The 2,858-nt window shown below is 71.8% G+C and carries 3 protein-coding genes; all 3 read right to left on the bottom strand.

Going from position 1 to position 2,858, the window contains the following annotated elements; translation table 11 throughout:
* Positions 1–924: O-antigen ligase family protein (locus HOQ08_RS03610; RefSeq protein WP_291191746.1), on the bottom strand; the 924-nt coding region annotated here is incomplete at its 3' end.
* A gap of 52 nt (positions 925–976) precedes the next feature.
* Complete coding sequence (locus HOQ08_RS03605; RefSeq protein ID WP_291191743.1) at positions 977–2,107, bottom strand: glycosyltransferase family 2 protein; 1,131 nt, start codon at positions 2,105–2,107, stop codon at positions 977–979.
* A gap of 21 nt (positions 2,108–2,128) precedes the next feature.
* A partial coding sequence (locus tag HOQ08_RS03600) for a phosphopantetheine-binding protein (protein WP_291191740.1) occupies positions 2,129–2,858 on the bottom strand: 730 nt, incomplete at its 5' end.

Here is a 2,858-nt window from a genome sequence, read left to right as displayed (position 1 = left end):
GCCCACGATGGCCAGCCAGATGGTGAAGCCCACGATGCCGGTCTCGGCCAGCACCAGCACGAAGGAGTTGTGCGCGGTCAGCTCGTTGTAGTCGGTGAAGTTGCCCGCGCCCACGCCCAGCAGCGGGTGGGTCTTGAACATGTCCAACCCTTCGTACCACGCATCCACGCGGCCGAACGCGGAAGGCTCGTCCACGTCCAGCTCGGTCATGCGCGAGGAGGGCAGCAGCATCAGCCCGACCAGGCCGGCCAGGCTCAGCGACACCGCGGTGGCGGCGCCGCGGCGCTGCCACAGGTACACCGCAACCATCAGCAGCACCGCCAGCTGGGTGCCGCGCGACTGCGTCAGGTAGACGCCGAAGAGCAGCAGCAGCGCGCCGGCGCGCCAGAACCAGCGGCCGAGGAAGCCGGCCCGCGAGGCCAGGTAGAGCACCATCGGCAGCGCCATCACGAACAGTAGCCCGAGGTCGTTGGGATCGTTGAAGATGCCCACGTAGCGCACGCGCCCGTCCTCGCCCAGGGTCATGCCGGTCCAGCCCACGCCATGCTGCGCCTGCTGCACGCTGTGCAGCGCCAGCACCATCGCCGACAGGCCGATCACCGCAAAGGTCGCCGCCGCGCGCCGCGGCTCGTTGATCGAGGTGGCCAGCACGAAGAACACGATCACCGCCGGGCCGAGCTGGTCCAGCACGTAAAGCATGCCGCCGCCCCAGCCGTTGGCCACTTCCGAGGCCATCGCCATCAGCACGAACAGCGGCAGCAGCAGGAACTGCGGCGCGGTGGGCGTGCGCGCGCCGGCCACCAGCCAGCCGATGAAGGCCAGCAACAGCGACACCGACATCAGCGGCAGGTCGGCTACGCCGGGCAGAAAATCCTGCGGACGGATGATCACGAACACCAGGTACAGCAGGATCAGCGGGAACATGCTCGCCCCTCGCAGCCTGCGGGCGCGCAGCCCGGCAACCTTTCGCGTCCAGTCACCACAGGTGCAGCCTCCGGTTGCGCGCGAACGCCACCAGCGCCTGCGCGGCAAACAGGTTGAGATAGCAGAATGCGGTCAGCAACCGCACCGGCAGTCGCCCACCCAGCGCCGGCACGTGCCGGCCGGCCACCACGGCCGCCACGGCGGCGGCAAGCGCCAGCGCGATCGCCGCGAACAGCGTGTGCCGCGTGGCCAGCAGCGCCACCGCCAACGCCAGCCCGAGCAACAGCCACGGCGCCAGCAGGCGCAACAGCTTGTGGCTGACGAAGCGGAACCACAGCGGGTTGCGCCACGGCAGCAGCAGCCACGGCGCCAGCTGGACCAGCTGGTAGTTGCCCGCCAGCGTGCGGATCTTGCGCCGCTGCTCGTCCTGCGGTTGCTGCGAGACGCCGTCCCACGCCACCGCCTGCGGCTCGAACACCACGCGCTGCCCTGCAGCGGCCACCTGCATCGGCACCAGCACGTCGTCCAGCACGGTGCCCGGCGGCAAGGGGCGGTCCAGTGCGCGACGCATCGCGTACAGCGCGCCGCTGACGCCGACCACCGAGCCGGAGCGGCTCTCGGCATGGCGGATCAGCTTCTCGTAGCGCCAGTACGCATCGATGCCGCGGGCGAAACCCGTGCGCGCGTCGAACAGGCGCAGCTCGCCGCTCACCGCGCCCACCGCCGGATCGCCCAGGTTGGCGACCAGCCGACGCAGGGCGTCAGGCTCCAGCCGCTGGCGCACGTCGGTCATCAGCAGCACCTCGCCGCGCGCCTGCGCCACCGCGTCGTTGAGGCAGGCGGCCTTGCCGCGTCGCGTATCGAACTCGAGCACGCGCAGGCGCGGATCTCCCAGTTGGCGGCACAGCTCGGCGGTGCCGTCGCGGCAGCCGTCGCACGCCACCACGATGTCCAGCAGCCCGGGCGGGTAGTCCAGCGCGAGCAGGCCGGCGAGCTTCGCCTGCACGTGCGCGGCGCCGTCGTGCACGGCGACCACCGCAGTGACGCCGGGGGTCCAGGCCGACTGCCGCACCCTGCGCGGCCACCAGCGCGCCAGTGCGGCGACCCACAGCGGGTAGCCGACGAACACGTGCGCCAGGCCGAGCGCGCAGGCCCCGAAGACGAGATAGGCCACGATCGTCATGCGGGTATCCCCCTAGGCACGTCAGTTCCGCCCATGTCGTTTCCACCCCAGGCGGCGCAGGCGCAGCAGCAGCGAAACCGGCCGTGCCGGCCCGGCGCCTTCCGGCAGCTCGCTGGCCAGCATGGCCAGTGTGCCAGAGGCCACGTCCAGCAAGCGCAGCCGCACACCGGTCTCGCGCTGCACCCGCGCGACGAACTCCACCGCCAGCAGCGAATGGCCGCCCAGGTCGAAAAAGCTGTCCTGGGCGCGCACGTGCTCGACGCCGATCAGCTCGCGCCAGACCGCCGCGAGGTAGCTCTCGCGCGGATCGGCCGGCACCTCGGCCGGCGCCGTGTCGTTCGGGGTCGTGGCCGCCGGACGCGGCAGCGCCTTGCGGTCGATCTTGCCGTTGGGCGTCTGCGGAAGCGCATCCAGCCGCACGAGGTGTTGCGGGCGCATGTACGCGGGCAGCTGCGACTCCAGCGCGCGGCGCAGGCGCGGCAGCAGGCTGGCGTCCGGCTCGGCCGCGGCGAGGTAGAGCACCAGGCGCTGGTCTGTCGGTCCCAGCTCCTGCAAGACGGCAGCGCAATCGCGCACTGCGGCATCGGCGCGTGCCACCGCCTCGATCTCGCCCGGCTCGATGCGGAAGCCGCGCAGCTTGATCTGGAAGTCGGCCCGGCCCAGGTGCTCCAGCGTGCCGTCCGCACGCCAGCGACCGCGGTCGCCCGTGCGGTACAGCCGTGCGCCCGGCTGCTCGGAGAACGCATCGGCC

Origin of the sequence: Frateuria sp. (assembly GCF_013362045.1) — a bacterium.
In the GTDB taxonomy this organism is placed as follows: Bacteria; Pseudomonadota; Gammaproteobacteria; order Xanthomonadales; family Rhodanobacteraceae; genus Frateuria_A.
This window is presented reverse-complemented; position numbering and strand designations above follow the sequence as displayed.

Excerpts from the sequence above, each read along its gene's own strand:
- HOQ08_RS03605 (WP_291191743.1), bottom strand. The coding sequence starts at position 2,107 with ATGACGATCGTGGCCTATCTCGTCTTCGGGGCCTGCGCGCTCGGCCTG.